General features: G+C 46.6%; 14 protein-coding genes. 8 read left to right on the top strand and 6 right to left on the bottom strand.

The genetic code is table 11. The features are described from left to right. Positions 1-2: 2 nt before the first annotated feature. The gene (locus ABWV76_RS02885; protein WP_040629362.1) at positions 3-434 is read right to left on the bottom strand and encodes a nuclear transport factor 2 family protein; all 432 of its coding nucleotides are present in this window, start codon (positions 432-434) and stop codon (positions 3-5) included. A gap of 157 nt (positions 435-591) precedes the next feature. Between ABWV76_RS02885 and ABWV76_RS02880 the strand changes: the two genes are divergently transcribed. Both ABWV76_RS02880 and ABWV76_RS02875 read left to right on the top strand, forming a co-directional pair. Next, entirely contained in the window at positions 592-1,209 is a 618-nt protein-coding gene (locus ABWV76_RS02880) for a sigma-70 family RNA polymerase sigma factor (protein ID WP_020414991.1), read from the top strand. Between the two features lie 7 nt (positions 1,210-1,216). After that, the gene (locus ABWV76_RS02875; RefSeq protein ID WP_020414990.1) at positions 1,217-1,903 is read left to right on the top strand and encodes a ChrR family anti-sigma-E factor; all 687 of its coding nucleotides are present in this window, start codon (positions 1,217-1,219) and stop codon (positions 1,901-1,903) included. Positions 1,904-1,928: 25 nt separating this feature from the next. Here ABWV76_RS02875 and ABWV76_RS02870 read toward each other — a convergent pair whose 3' ends face one another. Further along, complete coding sequence (locus tag ABWV76_RS02870) at positions 1,929-5,435, bottom strand: indolepyruvate ferredoxin oxidoreductase family protein (protein WP_353375167.1); 3,507 nt, start codon at positions 5,433-5,435, stop codon at positions 1,929-1,931. Positions 5,436-6,064: 629 nt separating this feature from the next. Between ABWV76_RS02870 and ABWV76_RS02865 the strand changes: the two genes are divergently transcribed. The 3 genes from ABWV76_RS02865 to ABWV76_RS02855 all read left to right on the top strand — a co-directional run bounded on the left by ABWV76_RS02865 (position 6,065) and on the right by ABWV76_RS02855 (position 8,124). Next, the gene (locus tag ABWV76_RS02865) at positions 6,065-6,556 is read left to right on the top strand and encodes an Lrp/AsnC family transcriptional regulator (RefSeq protein ID WP_020414988.1); all 492 of its coding nucleotides are present in this window, start codon (positions 6,065-6,067) and stop codon (positions 6,554-6,556) included. 258 nt (positions 6,557-6,814) lie between these two features. Continuing rightward, positions 6,815-7,249 (top strand): hypothetical protein, encoded by a 435-nt coding sequence (locus tag ABWV76_RS02860; protein WP_282950943.1) that lies wholly within the window; start codon positions 6,815-6,817, stop codon positions 7,247-7,249. A 50-nt stretch (positions 7,250-7,299) separates the two neighbouring features. Continuing rightward, positions 7,300-8,124, top strand: coding sequence for an alpha/beta fold hydrolase (locus ABWV76_RS02855; protein WP_353375166.1), 825 nt, complete (start codon positions 7,300-7,302; stop codon positions 8,122-8,124). A gap of 83 nt (positions 8,125-8,207) precedes the next feature. Here the strand turns inward: ABWV76_RS02855 and ABWV76_RS02850 are convergent, their stop codons facing one another. From ABWV76_RS02850 to ABWV76_RS02835, 4 genes are all read right to left on the bottom strand, one after another. Then, positions 8,208-9,869: a D-arabinono-1,4-lactone oxidase gene (locus ABWV76_RS02850; RefSeq protein ID WP_282950944.1), complete on the bottom strand. Its 1,662-nt coding sequence runs from the start codon at positions 9,867-9,869 to the stop codon at positions 8,208-8,210. A gap of 42 nt (positions 9,870-9,911) precedes the next feature. Then, positions 9,912-11,780 (bottom strand): carotenoid oxygenase family protein, encoded by a 1,869-nt coding sequence (locus tag ABWV76_RS02845; RefSeq protein ID WP_353375165.1) that lies wholly within the window; start codon positions 11,778-11,780, stop codon positions 9,912-9,914. 1,327 nt (positions 11,781-13,107) lie between these two features. Continuing rightward, positions 13,108-13,572: a GNAT family N-acetyltransferase gene (locus ABWV76_RS02840; RefSeq protein WP_020414983.1), complete on the bottom strand. Its 465-nt coding sequence runs from the start codon at positions 13,570-13,572 to the stop codon at positions 13,108-13,110. A gap of 277 nt (positions 13,573-13,849) precedes the next feature. Then, positions 13,850-14,623 (bottom strand): hypothetical protein, encoded by a 774-nt coding sequence (locus ABWV76_RS02835; protein WP_353375164.1) that lies wholly within the window; start codon positions 14,621-14,623, stop codon positions 13,850-13,852. Between the two features lie 478 nt (positions 14,624-15,101). Between ABWV76_RS02835 and ABWV76_RS02830 the strand changes: the two genes are divergently transcribed. The 3 genes from ABWV76_RS02830 to ABWV76_RS02820 all read left to right on the top strand — a co-directional run bounded on the left by ABWV76_RS02830 (position 15,102) and on the right by ABWV76_RS02820 (position 18,804). Continuing rightward, positions 15,102-16,052 (top strand): alpha/beta hydrolase, encoded by a 951-nt coding sequence (locus tag ABWV76_RS02830; RefSeq protein ID WP_020414981.1) that lies wholly within the window; start codon positions 15,102-15,104, stop codon positions 16,050-16,052. A 915-nt stretch (positions 16,053-16,967) separates the two neighbouring features. After that, positions 16,968-17,888: a right-handed parallel beta-helix repeat-containing protein gene (locus ABWV76_RS02825; RefSeq protein ID WP_353375163.1), complete on the top strand. Its 921-nt coding sequence runs from the start codon at positions 16,968-16,970 to the stop codon at positions 17,886-17,888. Positions 17,889-18,039: 151 nt separating this feature from the next. Next, positions 18,040-18,804: an amidohydrolase family protein gene (locus tag ABWV76_RS02820; RefSeq protein WP_020414979.1), complete on the top strand. Its 765-nt coding sequence runs from the start codon at positions 18,040-18,042 to the stop codon at positions 18,802-18,804. Positions 18,805-19,006 lie beyond the last annotated feature (202 nt).

The raw sequence follows: 19,006 nt of genomic DNA, 5'->3' as shown, positions 1-19,006 counted from the left end.
AGTCAGCCCTGGCCCAGCCGCGACTTGATTTTTCGAATCAGGGAACCCAGCAGAGGCACCTGCTCATAGACCATTGCACCCATGTCGTAAAAATCCTCGTGATAAAATACCTTATCCGAAAATCGCACCAAGCTGCAGCCCCGCAATCGCAACGGCCGCCCCCCTTTCAAGGATTGGTGGGAGTAGTTCATATACCAGGGTAAGCAGGCACTTTCATGGGTGATGGATGCCTCTTCAAAGCGGAAGCGACACTGGGTAAGTCCCCGGCTCATTTCACCAAAGTGCGCTTTTAACGCCGACAGCCCCTCAATTCGGTATAGTGGGTCGCGAAAAACAACGTCATCGCTATATATCGCAGATAAATCCGCTGGATCTCGCATCAAAAAATCTTGGTAGTAAGTCTGAAGTTCTTTTACCAGCGTTTGACTGCTCATAGCCTCTTCCACAATATCCCGCACTTCTGTCCCTTAAATCTACGCCCAACCACTGAGGATGGATCACAAGCAAGATACAAAATAAATTTCAAAAAACCACATCCATACCTTTCCAGTGAGCGTAGTAAGTATCGACAATACAGCAAAGAGCGCTAAGATGGCGCAGATACAAAAACTCAATAGCAATGGAATTGCAGTGAGAGCCACCCAGGACTGTGCAGATGACTGGAGTACATTACTCACGCGGGTCGGTACCCAGCGTGACAGGCAGGCATTTGAACGTGTTTTTCGGCACTTCGCTCCACTGATTAAGGGCTTCCACCACAGCCGTAGCACCCAGGCACTCAATACCGAAGCAGCTGATGAATTGGTGCAAGAGGTAATGCTCAAGGTATGGCACAAGGCACCCAGCTTTGACCAGAGTAAGGCCTCTGCCAGCACCTGGATCTATACGATTATGCGCAATTGCCGTATCGATATGCTGCGCCGCAACCAGCGCCATCGGCACCGGGAAGGCGATATAGATGTCGCTGACATCTGGGATGAGGCTCTGGAAAATCAGCCTCTGCTTTTCTTGCAACATAAACGCAATGAGCGGGATATTGCCGACGGTTTAAGTGCACTGCCAGCAGAACAAAGCCATATCCTGGAAAAGGCCTACATGGAGGGAAAATCCCACAGTGAAATATCACAAGAGCTGCGCCTACCGCTGGGCACGGTGAAATCCCGCGTGCGCCTGGCAATGAAGAAATTACAAGCTCGATTTGTCAGGTGATCGCCGTATGATTCGCCACCACCCCGATAATAACTTACTGTTGGAATACGCAGCCGGCAGCCTGGCACGCGGACCTAGCCTGGTAGTCGCCGCGCACATCCAGATGTGCGCGGACTGTCGCTCACACTACCACAGCCTTAATTGCCTGGGTGGCTCCCTGCTAAACCAAAGCCCCGCTCAACCCCTGAAGTCCAAGGCTTTCGAATGCTTAATTGCACGTATCGACCAGACCCAGGAAAAGATTACCGATCTGGAAAAACCTGCTAGACAACCAGACTTATCAATCAAGCAGGTCCCGGCAATGGAACATTTACCAAAAGTATTGAACAAGTTGCTGGAAAAAAACCCCAGCAGCAAGTGGAGAAAAGCTTCTCGCAATTTAGAAGTGTGTCGGGTGAGGACCGGGCAAAGAGAGTATGAAGTCGCCTTTCACCGTCTACGCAGGGGAGCCAAGCTGCCAGAACACGACCACAGGGGGCCAGAGTTTGCAGTGGTTCTAAACGGCAGCTTCTCTGACCACAATGGGATTTATGGGCCGGGAGATTTTGTATATCGCGAACCTGGCCAGATACACCGCCCAATTGCCACCCAGGACCAGGACTGCCTGTGCTTTTCTGCAGTGGCTGCCCCGGTAGCCATCACGGGGATCAGCGGTTTATTACTCAACCGATTGATCCCCTTCCGCCCAGGTTAATATAGCCAGAGAAAGATCCGGGCTATCAGGATGCCACCACCGAAACCTGATCTCCATCCACAAACAGCCCAAACAGCTCCTGCCAACGCTCTTTTACCAAGGCAAACTTCTGCTCACGCACATGACCATAACCACGCACCTTGAGCGGGATCTCCAGCAGCTCCTGCGCAGTGGCAATATTGTCTGCTCTGAGTTGAGCTGCTACTCCCTCTACGGCCAGGGCCACCTGGCGTGCCCAATCGCGCTCTGCGCGACGTTCCCCAGAGTAGCCAAATATATCCATAAAGGTACCGCGCAGTACCTTGCCCCGTGCCAACAATGGCATCAACTTACCCATCCAGGGACCAAACTGCATTTTTCGCACTGTGCCACTGGCATCCGGCCTGGCCAGTAATGGCGGCGCCATATGGAACTTCAGGGTGTAATCGCCGGTGAAAGTCTCGCGCAGCTGCCGCTGGAAATCGTCGCCACTGTAGAGGCGCGCCACTTCGTATTCATCTTTATAGGCCATGGCCTTGTAGAGGCTATTAGCCGCAGCCCGGGTCAACTCTCCGGATGTGCCCTGCAGAGACAGCTCCGCCTGATGTAACTGCTTAATACGGCGGGTGAATTGATGGGCATAAGCTGCATTTTGGTACTCACTCAATTCACCTGCCAAACGGGCGATCAGCTGCTGAACACTCTCTTGGGGCTCAATCATTTTTACTGGCTGCGCTGGAACCGCCAGTTTTTCAATTGCCCTTGGGTCAGTCGCCAGCAGGCGCCCTGCACGGAACGCCCGCAGGTTATTTTCCACCGCGACGCCGTTTAACTGGATGGCACGCTCCAGAGCTGCTTCACCGATAGGCAGCAGGCCCTTCTGGCAGGCAAACCCCATAATCATTAGATTACTGGCAACAGTATCCCCAAAAAGGGCCTGAGCGTATTTATTTGCATCGAAGGCAAAATACTCAGCGCACAGGGACTCAATACTCTCTTGGGTGGTATCCGCCGGAAATGCCAGCTCATTATTGCGAACGAAAGCCGCTACCGGCACTTCTGCAGTATTAACTAGCGCTCGCATCTTTCCGGTGGCAAATTTGGGGCGCTGGCCTGCGGCCGTCACCATATCGCAGCCGAGTAATAATTCAGCTGCGCCATCGCGAATTCGTGCAGTGGTAATTGACTCAGGGCGAGCGCCCACTTTTACATGGGCTACCACCGCACCGTTTTTCTGTGACAATCCAGTGAAATACAGGGTGGTGCTGCCTTTATCTTCAAGGTGCGCTGCCATTCCCAGTAAGGCCGCCACGGTGAGTACACCACTGCCACCAATTCCTGCAACCAGAATACTAAGTGGCTGCTGTAAATCTGCAGCTGGGGCCGCCGGTAATTCGGCGATGGCAGAATCCAGGGATTCGGCCAGCGACTGTACCGGTGGCTTTTTCAATTCGCCGCCCTCTACAGTCACAAAGCTCGGACAGAAACCATCGGCACAGCGCATATCCTTGTTACAGCTGGACTGGTTAATCTGGCGCTTGCGCCCAAAAGGTGTCTCCAGTGGCTCCACTGCAATACAGCTGGATTGCACACTGCAATCCCCACAGCCCTCACACACCCGCTGGTTAATCAGCAGCCTTTGGGCAGGATCAACCATCTGCTTTTTCTTGCGGCGACGGCGTTTTTCCGCTGCACACACCTGCTCATAAATAATCGCAGTGACACCGGGAGTCTCACGAAGGCGACGTTGAACTGCATCCAGCTCTGAGCGATCCAGTACTTCTATCCGGGCCGGTAACAAGTTGCGATGCTCGTGCCAGTGGTCCGGGTTTTCGCTCAATAAAACCACTTCCCCGACGCCCTCTGCCAACAGCTGGGCAGCCAGGCTTGGAGCGTTCACCTCACCATCAGCGGGCTGGCCGCCGGTCATGGCTACCGCATCGTTGAGCAGGATTTTGTAGGTAATATTGACTTTGCTGGCCACAGCTTGACGAATAGCAAGCAAGCCGGAGTGATTGTAGGTGCCATCACCCATATTCTGGAAAATATGCTCGGCACTGGAGAAACGGTGCAGGCCCACCCAATGGGCACCCTCACCCCCCATATGGGAATAAGTATCGGTGCGCAGGCCTTTACCCAGCGCCATAATGTGGCAACCGATACCGGCACTACCCAGGCTGCCCTCTGGCAACTTAGTGGAAGTATTATGCGGGCAGCCAGCACAAAATATCGGTTCCCGCGCAAGCAAACCGCAGGCTTTAGTTGGTACATTCCCACCCAGCTTCTCAGCCAGAGGAATCAGTGTCTCTGCCAGATCAGTATCTGACAGCCAACGGGCAATCGCCTTGGCTACCTGATCTGGCCCAAATCCCCAAATAGCGGGCAGCAGATCATCGCCATTCAGGTCTTTCTTACCGATCACTTTCGGCCGGCGTCCATCCTCCCAGCCGTAAAGCAGGTTTTTAAGCTGGTCTTCCACCAATGGACGCTTCTCTTCGACGACCAAAAGGCGTTCCATGCCATCGGCAAACTCACCAATGCCCTTGGGCTCCAAAGGCCAGGACATTGCGACCTTAAAGATGGAAATGCCCGCTCTGTTCAAATCTTCTTCGCTCAAATTGAGCAGTTGCAGAGCTTCCAGCAAATCACCGTGGGCCTTACCGACAGTGACAATTCCGAACCGTTTGTGTTCAGCTTTATGGGTGGTTTTGTCCAGGCGATTTGCATAGGCAAAGGCCTGGGCCGCCGGCAGACGCTCCTGCAACATACGACGTTCATACTCCAAGCGCTCCGCCGGCCAGTTGAGGTGCGGGTCATAATTCAGGCCATGCGCTGGAACAGGAAAGTCTGCGGGAGTTACAAACTGAGGCAAACCGGGCACAGCCAGGGAGGCCCCAGCTTCTACGGTTTCAGTAATTGTCTTGAAGCCCACCCACAAACCGGAAAAGCGGGATAAGGCGATACCGGCAAGCCCGAGTGTCAAATATTCATCGATTGAGGCCGGAAAGATTAGCGGCATCATCACCGACTCAAAAATCTGGTCGGTATTGTGAGAGAACATGGAAGATTCAGCCGTGTGATCATCGCCACACAGGGCCAATACACCACCGAGTTTGGCCGTACCCTGAATATTTGCCTGACGGAATACGTCTGCAGTGCGATCTACGCCGTGGCCCTTGCCATACCAGATCGAAAAGACCCCATCGCGTGTTGCCTGTTTGCGGTAATGATCGACCAGCTGGGTGCCCCAGATATTAGTAGCCCCCAGATCTTCATTGATACCAGGCTCAAAATGAATATCGTGCCCTGCCAGCAGCTTCTTGTGGCGCCACAGAGCCTGATCGTAGCCGCCGAGGGGAGAACCGCGATAGCCGGAGATAAAGCCAGCGGTGTTGAGGCCGGCCAATTCATCCATGCGCTTCTGCATCAAGGGCAGGCGCACCAGTGCGTCAATACCAGTCAGAAAGACCCGGCCAGATTCACGAGTAAATGCGGCTTTAAGGGAATACTCCGTATCAAAGCCAAGCTCCTGATCGCCTTCGACCATTGCCATGGGTACCACCTGTGTATTCTTTATTGCTTTTCTCGCTACTGGGTGCTTAGGATCTGCAGGCCACTTGTTTCAACTCAGCGGACGTAAAGCAGTTTGAAGGCAAACCAGAGCTTTTGATTAGCCGCTAAAATTAACATCGGCCGCCTGGGCAGGTCATACCAAAATAGGCCTGACTAGGGCATAATACGGACACAACTCGCTAAAGATCGCCAACTAGTGGCAACAAATCACTCAAAATGCCACATTTTGGAGGATCTATCGAAGAGGGAGGGCCCAGATGTGCCACCACATTTGAGCGCTGAATACCCGGGCTACTGTCCACCGATACCTCCCGAGAGCTACAGCAACCGGGTGTGACGAAAGTAGCTAAGTTGGTCGCTACATGGGATGTAGGTAAGAGTGAGTATTTATAACAAAGACAAAACCGTTTCACAGCAACGCTACGGCAAAGGCTTTACCACGCTTAGCTCGAAGACTGAAGCTAGCAGGTAATTCACATTATCGGTTCATAAAAACCAACCGTTTACTGGAGACATGAATAGACGGGAAGGTTACCCGGTTTGCCAGGTTGAAAGTGAGACTGCCGGAAACCCGGTATACGTTCAGAAAGATGAGATACGGAAAAAACCATGGCCTATTTACTGGATGCCATCGATAAAAAGATCCTGGAAATTCTTCAACAGGACGCCACTATTCCCAATATTGAACTGGCAGAAAAAGTCTGCCTCTCCCCTTCCCCATGCTCGCGCCGAGTCAAGAACCTGAATGAACAAGGCTTTATCAAGCGTGCCGTGACCTTACTGGAGCCGGAAAAAGTAGGACTGCCGGTGAGCGTCTTTATCCAGGTTACCCTCAACCACCAGGTCAAAAAAGAATTACAGGATTTTGAATCCGTAATAGGCCAATGGCCGGAAGTGATGGAATGCTACTTAATGACGGGAGACTTCGACTACTTGCTCCGAGTCGTGGTCCCCAATCTACAGGCCTACCAGGAGTTCTTGGACAAGAAGCTCACCGAGCTACCGGGCATTGATCATATTAAGAGTAGCTTCTCCCTCAAACAGGTACGCTACCGAACAGAACTACCATTGGATCAGTTACTGGAAAAGAAGGGACAGTAAGAGAGAATTGCTCTCCTGCGAAGCTGGCAAGTTCATATCTTACTTCGCTTTAAGCGCCTGAGGAATAACCAGGCGCTCCCCTCAAGTAAACACCTAAGTCGAATCATACCCCGGCACCCACCATTTGTAGCGACCTAAAAATCCGCTCATTCACTTACTGCCCAAACCCAGCGGGATATAAACATGTGAAAATTTAAATAGCAAAAATACCTACGACTAGAAAACTACACCTTTTATAAAACCCGCAGGATAAGACAAGTGCAAACTTTTATTAGATCGACGTTACTCATTGCCTCTATCGGAGGTGGTTTTATGGGCTGTGTCTCAGCCCTGAATTATTTCTTTGCTTTCAGTAGCTGGACTATAGGTGGGGCTATTGTGAATGGCCTGGCCCTAACTGTCTTTATATATACACTCTATGCCGGACTGCAATTTTCTAAATCCGCTTCAAATACCAAACAGCTTTCACGCGCTTTTCTCCTCCAGGTTCCATGGCTTTCCTCACCAATCTTGATGTATAAAATTGGAACAGGAATATCCCTTGCTTTCATGTACTCCTCACACGGAGGTAATTACTTTTTCAGCCTGGGAGCCAATTATTCCATGGCTATTTTCAGTGATAGGCCTTGGGGTATTGGGGTAAACTTAGCAGCTATCGGGTTCCTAATGCTAATCAAGCTTTACAAAAAATAAGTTGCCTCGAAATATAAGAAGCCCCAAGGTCTATCGATGCCCTAAATGTCATGACAAACAATTCAGAAACCAATAACAATACTCAAAAAATGGATCAATCCCAGAAAAAACCTAAAGACACCTTGATACTCCTTCATGGCGCCCTTGCAGATGAGAGGATGTGGGAACCGCACATCCAGCTCCTATCCAAAGAATTCACTGCGGTTAATTTTACCCAGAGACATTTTGGTATAAATGGACAAGATTCAAATGGCAACTTTGGAATTGATACCCATGCCGAGGATCTTAATTCATTTATTAAGGAGAAGACCAGTAAGCCCGTGCATCTTGCAGCCTGGTCTTATGGAGCCGATGTGGCCTTGAATGCTGCAATTAAGTCTCCTACCCTGTTTAAAAGCCTATTTCTCTATGAACCAGGATATCCGGGACACCTGGATAATGAAGAGATGGCTAAGTATATGCAGGATGCCGAGGCCATGTTTGGCAAGGTGTTCCAGGCCGTTTCTGATGGGAATCTCGCAGTGGCAGTAGAGTCCCTAATTGACGGGTCCGGTAATAAGGTCGGGTATTTTTCTTCCCAGTCGCAAAATCACCGCAGCCAACAACTGGAAAATACCCATACCCTACCCCTACAATTGAATCAATCTGAACAGCCCTCTCTGGATAAAACCCACCTTTCGAGAATCCAGATTCCAACCACTATTGCCTTTGGCAGCGATACCAGGTCTCTTTTTCGAATAGTATCTAAATCTGCAGCCATCCACATCTCCAGCGCCAAGCTAATTGAAGTTCTTTCAGAAAATCATATGCTACCGCTGGAAAATCCGGAGCAATTTAGCCAGCTCATAAAAGAACATATAGCCAGGGAAGAATAATCGTTAGTCGATTTGGATGATTAAAGAAAGGGGGAGCATTAAATGCTCCCCCTTAGCAATTAATACAGCCTTAGTATCAGCGGCTACTCGGCCTTACAGATACGGGCATCAGAATACCAGTTGCCCGCCTGGCAGGTTGCGCCTGACTCACAATGAGAGTCATTCGTGCAATAACATTGGCCTTCCGCATTACATTCCGGGGTCAGGTAATTTTCCAAAGGATCTTGCCCACTCACCCTCTCCCAGAAGGGATTAGTAAATACGTTGTTTGGATCCAGTTCAGCCTTGGCATCGAGGAACTGAGACCACTTGGGGAAACGCGACGGCATATTTTCGAAGATCGCCACCGAGTTCTTACCCCAATGGGGTCTGGCTCCATACTTGCGCAGAGACATCTGCTCAATTTCCAGGTTTACGAAGTAGTTCTTGGGCACTGCTTCGCCACGCTGGCGCAAGGTATATTCAATACCCACAAACGCAGTATCGCGGCCGGCGCTCATGCCCAGGTAGCTATCAGAAGCCTTGCCAAAACGGAAATAGATACCATTCAACGGGAAGCAGGTTCGCTCACTGTGTGCAATAATCTGACGTACATCCGCAATCCAGTTAGGCAGCTCTTCAAAGGGAATGGCAACTTCCTGCAGGGCAATCGGTAGCTTATCCCATACGCAGTTGTTAGGCTCCTTACAAACAAAGTGCTGCATCAGATCCGCATGACCAGTCGGCTTAATAAACTTCTTAAAGCCGCTATCTACATCCCTGAAATAAGAACTGGAGCGTGCGGTATAACGCAAGGACGCTGCAAAGCACTGCAAGGCAGAGCTGTCAGCTTCATGTAAGCTGTCAAAAATAAGACCGAAAAGGTATTCAGAGAAATCAGAGACATCCGCCTGGGCATTATAGGCATTGCCTTTGGTATCCAGGGGAACTTTATTATAGGTGGTTACCGTATAACGACCGAGTCCGGGGAACCAGGCAACATTGGCTGAGTGATTATCCCGGGCCAGATCCAGTATTACGCTCTCAAGGTCTTCATCATCCCGGTGCCCTTTCACCTTGGCCTGAACTTTATAACCGGGTTCAGCCTCAATAGTGACTTCCACCACTATGCCGAGGACTCCCAGGTTTACTCGGGCGGCGTTGAGCATCTCCCCACTCAATACACGCAGATCTCCCTTGCCATCGACAATTTTTAGCTCAGTGACATAGTCTGAGATCATGTTGCTTTTTTGTGTAAAAGTTGAACCGTGAGTGCCGCTACCGAGCATGCCGCCAATTGTAAATATGGCTAGTTCTGTCACCATAGGAACGCTAAGCTCATGCTCTCGCAGGTAGGCCGTCAGGTCGTTAAAGCGCATTCCTGCCTGAACGGTCACCAGGCGGTTTTCCTTATCCAGGCTAATCACCTGATCCATATTTTTTAAGGTGACCTGAACTTCACCATTTCCTGCACAGGCAGCATCAATCTGGCTGTTAAATCGGCGAGTACCCGCCATTACCTTACGCCCCTGCGCAGCGGCATTGCGTACAATATCCTGAACCTCTGCTACCGATGAGGGATCATAGATAACGCCTGGAAAACAGTCCTGGGTACCCTGGTAATTCTTAATTACCTCAGGAACCTCAATGGGTGGTGGCAATTGTGCTGCTGAAGCCCCTGCAGCAATAAACAGACCTGCCGCACACAGTAAGTTGGTGGCCCCGCGCAACAAACGACATCGCCCGGAAGAAAGTAAATGGTACATGCCTTTGTTTCCTTGTGATTGCATTTCAATTGGATGAGTGAATTAACCGAATCGGGGCAGCAGCTCCCGGTTAATAATGTCTTGTACATTACCGCTATGATCTGGAGCTTTACCGCGAAGGAAGTCTCCATAACCTGAGCGGTAAGCTGCAATGGGACGTCTCCCTATTGAGGGTACCCACAGGGCATGGTTGGTGGTGGCAAACTCCAGTGAAGTACTGGCAAGAATACAAAGTGGCCCACGGCTTAAAGCAGCCGCATCAAAAATCCAGAATTCCTTGCCATTGGAAGCTGAAGTGGTGGGATTTTTCCTGACCACAGCAGCAATCAGGTAACCGTCATTCTGTGCCGTGGAGCCGGGTCTGGCCATAAATTGAGGCGTGCGCATCACACAGTCATCCGGGAACTGATAAGCATCAGCAATACGCATTTGCTTGCAATCCATATGAACCAGTGCTGAAGGCCGACTTTCCCCAGGCATATCCCAGTAACCAAAGTGGCGCTCTGGATAGTTCCGGTAGGCCCAGGACACACGCATAGAAACCAGATTGGGACGATAGCCAACTGCTGCCCAATACAGGTGTTCAAAAGTTTCGGGGAACTGGAAGTGGCCTCTGTAAGCAGGGTCATTCATATCCCACAGAAGACGCTCATCACGTATAACCTGATAGTCTTCTTTAATCTCCCTCGCAGAACCGGAAGTCACCTGAATACGAGCACGGACAAGCCCACCAACATCTACCGGTGCGGCAGGATAACCAGATAGCCAAGAGGGTACCAAACCACCCTCCTGCAAAATCTCGTAGCGGAACAGTTGCTCTGACTTATCCATAGCCCCCATGTACTGGCCATAGAGGGTAATTTCACCAGCGCTATCATCGTAGTTACAAACAATATCGGAAGTATCGAAACCCAATTCCAAGTAGTCGGCAACTATATCCTCACGGCCAGCTATCATATCCGCTTTGCGCAACACCCAGCAGCGCGTGCGATGCTCTTGCGGCAGTACAATTCGTGTGCCAAGTATTCGTGTGGACTCAACCCTTGCGGCTGTCTCAAAAATCACGACGTGATTGCGTGTTACCCCCAGGGAGTGTGAGCTGGCAGCAATATAAGCATTATTCCCTTGGCGATCACGAATATTCCAGCTTTTGAAAGCTCCCTGCTGATCCCAGGAAATCAGCCGGATAAACCCAGAGCGACCTGAGTCACCCATATTGCCACCATAATTAATAGTGATGCACTCTCCGGTTTCCAAGTCGAAGAAAGGGTGTCCTGTCGTACGAATCTGGGGAAACAGCCACTTTTTAGGTGTGAGATTCTCAAGTAGTGGAGGCAGGCTGGATTCCCACTCATCCACTTCACCAATAGGCGTGATCATCTCCAGAGTGGTTGCGTCAAACTCGTACGGCATACCGCCCTCATAACTCATCGCAAAGCGATTATCCCCCATATAATTGGGAGCCGTATTGCAATAATTCATGAAGCCCAGATTTGGACTGGAATAAATAGTTCCACCCAAGAGGTTAAATTTGTCAAAGCCACTAAGATCCTGCTCTTGCATAATGGCAGAAGCAGTTCGAATCATTTTTCGGGTATAAGCAACATTGGAGTTGTTACTTCGGCCGCTAAAATCCAGTCGTGTAAGCGCTCCTTTTCCGTTTGGTGTCAGGTGATTAGGAGCGATGGGGATTCCCTCAGCCATCAATAAATGACCCGTAACATCATCTGGCAAATTCCCCTGGATTACCGATAAATGTCCAGATGAATCCTCCAGGCTGCCATACATAATGGATTCTGGAAAATCGGTATCAGTTATCTTGCTACGTGCCTGAGCTGTCATTGAGGACATACCAGCAAGTGGTAATGCAGAGATAGCCCCTGCAGCTTTCAAAAGATCGCGACGTTTCATTACTTTCCCTGAATAAACGGCCGACTGCCTTTCTGACCCAATGTTTAATGGACTATTTGAACCAGTTAACGAAAAAATTAGATCTCAGACAGCGAGAGATAATTTTATATTTCTTATTACTCAATCAAGAAATATTTACAAAAATATTATTCTGCCAAACACAATAGCGAAGCAGTTAAATATATTAAACTGGAAAAATCAAGACTGGAACTGTGACAGAAACCACCAAAAGAGAAAGTTAAAAATTAATTAAAAATGAACTATACAGTCATGCAAATGAATATTGAAAACAACTCCATTAAAGAGATCGGTCCTCAATAGATATCCAATAAAATACCATTTATCTAAAGATTTTAAAGAGCAACCATTGCTTATAACATCATAACTTTCGTAAATTTGAAGAAAAGCAACTCACCCGCAAGACTTACACAAACAAACTATTAAAGGAATTATCCGCCACCCAAAAAGAAATAAATTTGAAGCACCAGGAAGCTCAAACAGGAATCTCGACGTTGATTTCTGTGTCATTACAAAAATAGCATGATCCTTGAATAGAGCCCCTGACGATTTTAAAACCTTATCAAGCCTTCATTTCTACAAAGCAACCTCAAACAAAGATACAACCATCAAGAGAAATTTTATTCACCACAAACTTTGTGAGTAATAGATGTGCCGAGAATCTAAAAAGAGGCTTGGAAAAAGTGGAAATTTATGTGTTAATTTTTATTGACAGAAATTTCAGGCAATGTACCTGATACCCTATTTGCCGATTAGCTTATTGCTAACTCGAAAGCTCAACGGCCCGCTATACCTCTATCATAGACATTAGCTCCATCTGCACTATTCAGCTTCACTCAGCCATTCATCCAGAAAAAATATATTTTAGAACGACAACAAAAACGACTCGCCGTCTAAAAGTTATGCTGGCAGTTTCCTTCCTTTATACCACTTACAATTTACAGGTAGTTATATATAAATTTTGCGGTAACTATTCCACGGATCGCAAAGCTGACAACAGATAGAAATTCATTTTCAGTTGATTGGGCAAGGCAGCATGAATCAAGTAGAAAGCCTGACTCTAGCTATAGCCTGAAATTTTACTCTATTGACCTCTGCTTTTTTGAATACTATAGCTCCAAAACCATATTTCAGGCTCCCCCAAAGAAAACTACCAATGCGAACCTCTACGTCAAAAAGTCAAATTACAACGGCAAGATCTTCAATATAGCAATAGAGGACCTCACTTTGTAGGCCAACACTTAATAGCAATAAACAGAAAGAAGATAAACAGATGATTATCCAGCACAGGCCCTGAGTTTTTCTTACTTCACAAATTTAGTTTCAGTCTTTCCCCGATGGAATTATCGACAAACCCTTCTCTTCGGTAAAAATCTATCGTCCTCTGCCAGTGCTCTTTCTCTGGTGTACTTACCTCCAGTCGCGGCCACTCCTGCTCCCTGGCAAAGCTCACAACCCTGTTGAGCAAAGCCTTGCCGATCAATCTAGAGCGGTATTCAGGTTCAACATAAAGCTCTTCAATCACACCATAGTGCCCACCAGCATAAATAGCTGCAGACTGTGACACAGTAATTACCCCAACCTCAATACCTTCAACCAGATATAGGAAAACATGGAAGCCACTACCTTCAGACAGGAGGCTCTTGGAAACAGCCGTTAACTGCTCTAAGTCAATCTCCCGCTTATGACCTACAAGAGCCTGCAACAGCTTAGCCACCAAGCTGGCAACCTTAACACTATGTTCCGCAGAGGCTTTTATAATCCCATCGAGCATCAGTCGTATTCCTTTGCCTTCTTACTATTCCTCCCCATAAACATGACTCTAGTCACATTTTTTGGGTGTATTAAAAATGTGATCACATTTTTAAATTATCAGCAGATTGGAAAAGAAGCAAGTCCCTTCGCTTAACGCAATCAAGGCGGGACTAACACCATTCTAGTTACCTAAGGGATATGAAGCGCGCGGTAAACAGGAGATAAGAAAAGAGTTTGGCAGATATAAAATTAAGGCTCCCCTGGCAAGGGAAGCCTTTTAAAGTCATAGCCTGATGCTAGTCCCAGCGATTGAAAATAACATGCATTCCATGGTTGTCATCACTTACAAAGACAAAGAAACCGCCGTTGGTATGCCTTGAAGCACACACTTTGGTGCCTTTGGAAGTCTCTGAACACTCCATCTTATAGGCTTCAACACCCACAGTGTCGTACATACACTGGCCAGGCTGAGCTGCTATGTTTTGAACCAAATCGCGAGTTGTTCGGGCTAAGACATAGCGGTAATCACCAAAGTAACGGTAATTATATGCATCCAGATAATAGGCTTGTGAATCACCTCCAGATTCTAAAAGCTCTGAATAACACAGCTCTGGCTTTGCTATCCATAGCATATCCATATCCTTGGAAGCATGGATTTGCGGCCAATTTTGCTCGTCATGTTTGGAGAGCACTACATTAGTGGAGTCTACATAATCTTTCGATATCACATAGTCTCCTGTGTCACTCTCTATACGACACACCGGTGCGCCGCCAACAAAGTTGTCACACTGGATTTCCTCAAGGGTAACCGGAGTAGCTGATCCCAGGCAGCCAGGAGCATAAGCCTCAGCCCACTCCCTCACGGCAGTAATCGCATACTCTCTTTTATCTTCTATTTCATAATAGAAATCAGAAAAAAACCGGTATACCTCACGATCGTTAGTATTACTTTGAGTTGCAACCTTTGCGCATTGGCTAAAATTTGGAAGCTCAAAGGTGGCACTTGCCTGGGTAGGAATTACGGTAGCAACAGCCAGAATTGCTGCACAAAATGTAGCGACGGTTTTCATTCAAAATCCTCCATGAAATCGCTGTATCTTAAGTCGGCGCGGATTCTAGCAAAGAGACATACGCAAATGAAACATTTTTGTAATGTGATGACAGTGGCGATTGCTTACAGTAGGCAAGTATCATTTCGGGCAAAAGATCTTCCACTCCAATAATGTTGATATTCACAGTCGAATAAGCAACAGCATCACCACCTTCCAGCTATGGCTATAATACTTTCCAGATTCTTGAAGCAACTCTCAATCTCTTACACCTCAATAAGCTAATAAACCCGAACACTTAAGTGCCTGCGCGATCTCTTTCTCTATATAAACAAAGCCGAAATACTTATCCCGATCGGCAATCCAAAACCCGCTAAATCCTTGATCGTAATCAAGTCAATCTTATGTGGTTACCACTTGCATACCAAGCTCGGCTTAAAGCTCATCAATTGCTTAGAGTTATCTATACTTCATCAGATTAAATATAAGGATAACGATCATGGCTTTTACATTTGATCCGGAATTCGTTCAGGCGACTGCAAAATACCAAGATCTGATAGACTCAATTGAGCCGATTCCTCCAGGAGATGTCATTACAAGGCGGGAAATCGGTGAAGGGGTTTTAAGAATGGTATTTAATACCTATCCAATGCCCAATGACGTGTTAAAAGATGATTTTCTAGTCAAGGCCTCAAATGAATCAAGCCTCCTGCTACGCTGGTATCACAAAAGAGATTCCACTCCAGGCCCTGCAATCCTCTATATCCATGGGGGCGGCTTAATTTACAATGATGTGGAAATATACGATAAAGCCGTTGCCAAGTATGTTTCTGATAGTGGAGTGCCATTCCTCTCCGTCGACTACCGCAAAGCACCCGAGCACCCCTACCCCACACCTATTGAAGACTGTTACACCGCGCTCAGCTGGTTGGTTAAGCACGCTGAATCAATGGGGGTCGATTCCACTAGAATCGCGGTGATGGGAGATAGTGCGGGTGGTGGGTTGGCAGCAGCACTAGCCATTATGAGTAGAGATCGCGGTGGACCTGCCATCTCGAAACAAATCCTTATCTACCCCATGCTAGATGATCGAACCACAACATCAAACCCCAGTCTGGCTCCCTTTGTGCTTTGGACCTTTGACGACAACCTTACTGCCTGGCAAGCCTACCTTGGCAAAGACATTGGTTCCAACAAAGTGAGTCCTTATGCTGCAGCTGCACGCTTAAAGGATGCCACCAACTTACCGCCAGCCTATATCGATGTTGGAGAGCTGGATATTTTTCGAGATGAAGATATTCAGTATGCTGGACTTCTAGGTAATGCAGGGGTCAGCACAGAATTACATGTTCACCCTGGCGTAATTCATTCATGGGAAATTTTTGCCCCTGAAATCTCTGTATCAATACGCGCTCACAAAGACCGAATACGAGCGATTCAATCGATATAAAGACTAGCTATATCCCCTGATTGGCTGGACCTTCCGATCAGGGGGGCAATTAGCATTTTGCTCAACGAGTACATCCATTTCCTACCAATTATCTACATCTATCGCAGGTAAAGCAATCACAATTCACGCCACCCAGAATGTAGCTGTAAACGGCAGTATAATTTTAAGCAAGCCCATATTACTTCTTTTGCGCTCTTAACTTGATTCAGACTAGGTAAAAATCCAGCCTTTCAATTTTTACATTTTTGAGAATCGAAACAATACAACCTGGCTAAAGACAACAGTATAACCACGAGGACTCAAAATTATATTTATAGGATAAAACGGAGAGCTAACCAGATAAAAGATACCCACGCGATCAAAATAGCCTTTTGACCAGGGTAATTCTTAGCTGAAACCTAAAACAATAATTGTTTATCCATTCGGACCAACAACATAAATAAATACCATCTCAAGTGGCCTAGACCGAACAACATGACACTCTAAAGTACCAGTTTTTTTGGCTAACTTAAGAATCACCTATAGAAACTGCGGAGGCAAAGCAATGATCCTTTAAAGTCAATACGTGCTTTTAACAAAAATCAGCATCAGTCGTTCAAACACCACAATTTCATCATTATCTTAAAAAATAATTTTCATAAAGAATTTCACTATAAAGGTATTTCCCGACAGCGACACATAAGGGCTCACTTGCAAATATGACTCTACCGCTACCATCTCAATCATAGATCCAATTTACAGTGCCAAACGACCACTCTCCAGAAAAAATATTTAGACGATAACTGTATGGGAATATATAAAACTCAAACTATATCGAATAGATATTTAAAGAAAAATAGCAGCTCAACTATGATGTAAGACAAAATTGACACTCAAGTACTTCTTTCCATTTACACCTCTGAGAGGGACATCAAGGTGAAATTCAAACATTCAACATTAATCGATACTTGTAAGACATCATCTATTTTAGCTGCTGTATTTTCCATTTCGCCATTTGTCTTTGCTGTGGAATGTGGCGAGGTTATAAACTCCACTACTGTACTATCTGAGCCGCTTACTTGTGAATTGACACAAGATTCGCCCTACGCACTAACTGTTTTTGGCCCAAATGGAAACTTACAAATGGTTGGAGATGGAGAAATTATATGTGATACAGCCAGCCAGCATGGTATCGCAGGCATTCTGGTTAATGGATTCTCGGGGCTTGTCTCCGGGGGGACAATTACTAACTGCCCTGACGGCTTAAATCTGGAGGGTGATGGATTTCACATAATAGAAGGTATCAAAATATTAAGTTCCCCTAGGGAAGGCATCGTTATTGATAGCGACAGCAATACCATTGTAAGAAATCATATTATTGATACTGGCAATGACGACGGAATTGATATAAGAGGCGACAAAAACAAAATACTGCAAAATTATATAGAGTCAGCTGGTGATCAGGGAATAACAATTAATGGAGAATTCACTCTAGTCAATCTCAACCACATTGTAGGAAGCATTGATGGTGCCAGTGGAATTCAAGTCAATGCAGATCACACAACAGTATCTCAAAATTTTGTTACCAACAACTATAGCAATGGAATTGAAATAACTAGTGAATCAAACAATATTGTTAGTCAGAATTTCGTCACCAAGAATGGAACTAGCGGTTCCTCAGATGTTGCCGGAATAAATATATCTGTATTCAATAGCACCAACAATCAAATATCTGGGAACACCTCACTAGATAATAATGCCTTTGATTTACAGGACCTTTCCGACACAAACTGCACAGGCAGCAATCTATGGACAGGCAATATTTTTAAAACATCAAATCCAGACTGCCTAGATTAACAATGCTAAGCAATATCAAAGCTATTGAAGTGTTTAGTCTTGCGCCCTCAGAGTTTTAAATGAGGGCCAAACTTACATATAGACAAGACCTACAAATGTAGGCAGACTAAACTTATAAAATCACCTAAATACTTAGATATTAGATTGGAATATGAAGCAAGGTAGAATTACAATTTTCGATAGTCATCTACATATTATCGCACCAGGATTCCCTCTTTATTCAAATCAGGGATTCACCCCTGAGCCATTCACTACTGCTGATTACCTAAGCAAGCTCGATAATTATGAGCTGGCTGGTGGTGCAGTTGTTTCTGGATCATTCCAGAAACAGGATCAAACCTACCTTTTGGATGCTCTGGCACGATTGGGAAAAAACTACGTTGGAGTAACTCAATTACTATCAAGTACAGACAATAATACTATTCTTCGTTTAAATAAGGCCGGTATTCGTGCGGTACGCTTTAACCTAAGGCGTGGAGGCTCAGAGGACATTTCCAAAATTACACCCTTTGCCCAAAGAATTTATGAGGTTGCTGGATGGCATGTCGAGCTATATATAGATTCACAGCAATTAGATGCACTCATTCAAACCTTGCTGGCCCTGCCCAAGGTTTCAATCGATCATCTAGGGCTACGAAAAGCAGGTTTCAAATCAGTATTACAGCTTGCTGAGCAAGGAGTAAGAGTAAAAGCGACAGGGTTTGGACGCCTGGATTTTCAACCTGCCTCGGCTATTGCTGATTTATATAAAGCAAACCCAGAATGCCTGATGTTCGGATCTGACCTCCCCTCCACCAGAGCTCCAAGACCCTTCAAGTATGGAGACATTACATTAATTCAGGATACATTGGGAGAAGCTGCATCCAGCAAAGTACTTTGGAAGAATGCCAAAGCATTCTATCTGGGGCAAGAGTAGCTAAGTAAAGCCCTGCAAGTATTAGTTTTGCCCACCCAATAATTTAAAACTATGCGACGTTGTGGACTGCAACCTTTCTTCAATTCGTAACGACCATACCTTACTTCCTCGCCCAAGGAAAAATTAAACAACAAATAGAAATTTTCCCTAGTTGCAGCATCCAAAAGACCAACAACATAAACTTCTAAAAACCATTTATCAG

It is taken from the genome of Microbulbifer sp. NBRC 101763, from assembly GCF_040371615.1.
In the GTDB taxonomy this organism is placed as follows: domain Bacteria; phylum Pseudomonadota; class Gammaproteobacteria; order Pseudomonadales; family Cellvibrionaceae; genus Microbulbifer; species Microbulbifer variabilis.
The sequence above is the reverse complement of the archived record's forward strand: the minus strand, read 5'-3'. Positions and strand labels throughout refer to the sequence as shown.

Coding starts and splice junctions, on each gene's coding strand:
- ABWV76_RS02885 (WP_040629362.1), bottom strand. CDS start 434: ATGAGCAGTCAAACGCTGGTAAAAGAACTTCAGACTTACTACCAAGAT.
- ABWV76_RS02880 (WP_020414991.1), top strand. CDS start 592: ATGGCGCAGATACAAAAACTCAATAGCAATGGAATTGCAGTGAGAGCC.
- ABWV76_RS02875 (WP_020414990.1), top strand. CDS start 1,217: ATGATTCGCCACCACCCCGATAATAACTTACTGTTGGAATACGCAGCC.
- ABWV76_RS02870 (WP_353375167.1), bottom strand. CDS start 5,435: ATGGCAATGGTCGAAGGCGATCAGGAGCTTGGCTTTGATACGGAGTAT.
- ABWV76_RS02865 (WP_020414988.1), top strand. CDS start 6,065: ATGGCCTATTTACTGGATGCCATCGATAAAAAGATCCTGGAAATTCTT.
- ABWV76_RS02855 (WP_353375166.1), top strand. CDS start 7,300: ATGACAAACAATTCAGAAACCAATAACAATACTCAAAAAATGGATCAA.
- ABWV76_RS02850 (WP_282950944.1), bottom strand. CDS start 9,869: ATGTACCATTTACTTTCTTCCGGGCGATGTCGTTTGTTGCGCGGGGCC.
- ABWV76_RS02845 (WP_353375165.1), bottom strand. CDS start 11,780: ATGAAACGTCGCGATCTTTTGAAAGCTGCAGGGGCTATCTCTGCATTA.
- ABWV76_RS02840 (WP_020414983.1), bottom strand. CDS start 13,572: ATGCTCGATGGGATTATAAAAGCCTCTGCGGAACATAGTGTTAAGGTT.
- ABWV76_RS02835 (WP_353375164.1), bottom strand. CDS start 14,623: ATGAAAACCGTCGCTACATTTTGTGCAGCAATTCTGGCTGTTGCTACC.
- ABWV76_RS02830 (WP_020414981.1), top strand. CDS start 15,102: ATGGCTTTTACATTTGATCCGGAATTCGTTCAGGCGACTGCAAAATAC.
- ABWV76_RS02820 (WP_020414979.1), top strand. CDS start 18,040: ATGAAGCAAGGTAGAATTACAATTTTCGATAGTCATCTACATATTATC.